The sequence below is a fragment of the Streptomyces sp. NPDC044061 genome (assembly GCF_056434305.1).
This window is the reverse complement of sequence record NZ_JBWKFL010000187.1, coordinates 1-1,325: the sequence shown is the minus strand read 5'-3', so window position 1 is coordinate 1,325 and position 1,325 is coordinate 1. Positions and strand designations below refer to the sequence as shown.

At 67.1% G+C, this 1,325-nt stretch carries 1 protein-coding gene and 1 pseudogene; both read right to left on the bottom strand.

Annotated elements, in window-relative coordinates; translation table 11 throughout:
* Positions 1-32 precede the first annotated feature (32 nt).
* Positions 33-950 carry an IS3 family transposase gene (locus AC07CM_RS51005; RefSeq protein WP_478883376.1) on the bottom strand — a complete coding sequence of 306 codons (918 nt, stop codon included), beginning with the start codon at positions 948-950 and terminating at the stop codon, positions 33-35.
* A 2-nt stretch (positions 951-952) separates the two neighbouring features.
* A pseudogene (locus AC07CM_RS51000) lies at positions 953-1,255 on the bottom strand (transposase); the annotation flags it as partial.
* Positions 1,256-1,325 lie beyond the last annotated feature (70 nt).

The following is a 1,325-nucleotide window of genomic DNA, read 5'->3' as shown; positions in this document are numbered from 1 at the left end:
CTGAGGTTCCCCCGCTGTGCGGCAGGTGCTGATCAGCTGGTCAGGGCAGGTTGAAGTAGTGTGCGGTTCGTTCGTTCAGCCGTTGCCTGGTTGGCGTAGTGCTTCTCCTCGAACTCGATCGGGCTGAGCCAGCCAAGCCGCTTCTGGATGCGCCGGCTGTTGTAGAAGCCATCGATGTACTCGAACAGCGCGAGGTTCGCCTCGGCCCGGGTGGCGAAGGTGCGGCCGCGGATGCCCTCGGTCTTGATCAGTATCCAGAGGTTCTCCGCGAGGGCGTTATCGTAGGAATCCCCCACAGAACCCATGGATGCCTCAATTCCCACTCGCAGAAGCCGCGTTGTGAGCTTGATCGATGTGTACTGACAGCCGTGATCGGCATGGTGAATCAGTTGTCCCGGCACGACCTCGCGGCTGGCCAGGGCGTACTCGAGCGTGGTGAGGACCAGGTCCGCGTCCGCGCGGGCAGAGGTCTCCCAGGCCACCACGCGGCGGGAGAAGGCATCTCGGATCGCAGACAGCCACAGCGGGCCCTCACCGGTGGAGATCATCGTCAGGTCCGTGACCCACAGCCGGTTCGGTGCCTGGGCGGTGAAGTCGCGGTTGACCAGGTCGGGGGCGAGGGCGGCCTTGGGATCGCGACGCGTGAAGCCCTTGCGGCGCGGGCTGATCCCGGCCAGCTCGGCCTGGCGCATCAGCCGCTCGACCCGCTTGCGGCCCACGCGGACGCCTTCCCGCCGCAGGACGGCGTGCACGCGCGGCGAGCCGTAGATCCCGCCGGACTCCTGGTGGATCTGCCGGATCTGCTCGGTCAGCTCCACGTCGCGGCGCTGCCGCTCGCACGGCTCCTTCTCGCGCCGGCGCCATCGGTAATAGGTGGAGGAGGGAATGTGCAGTTCCCGGAGTACGCACTCGACCTCCAGATGCGGGTGCTCATCAACGAGCGCCGTCACCTGGGCCGGGTCGGGTCGAGTTGCGCCGCGAAAAAAGCGGAGGCCGTGCGCAGGACCTCGTTCGCCCGCTTGAGCTGCGCGTTCTCCTTGCGCAGGGCCGCAAGCTCCGCGCGTTCGTCGGTGGTCAGCAGGTCGTCGCGCTCGCCGGCATCGGCCTCGGCCTGGCGGATCCAGCCGCGCAGGGCCTCGGGATGCACACCGAGTTCCTCGGCCATGCGGCGGATCACGGGCCTCGGCTCGGACGTGCGGTACATCCGCACCGCACGCTCACGCAACTCCGGCGGATACTTTCTGGGAGCAGCCATGGTCACAGGTCCTTTCATGAGAACCATCTGACCCGCTGTCACCTCACTCCGCATCTCGGGGGAACCTCAG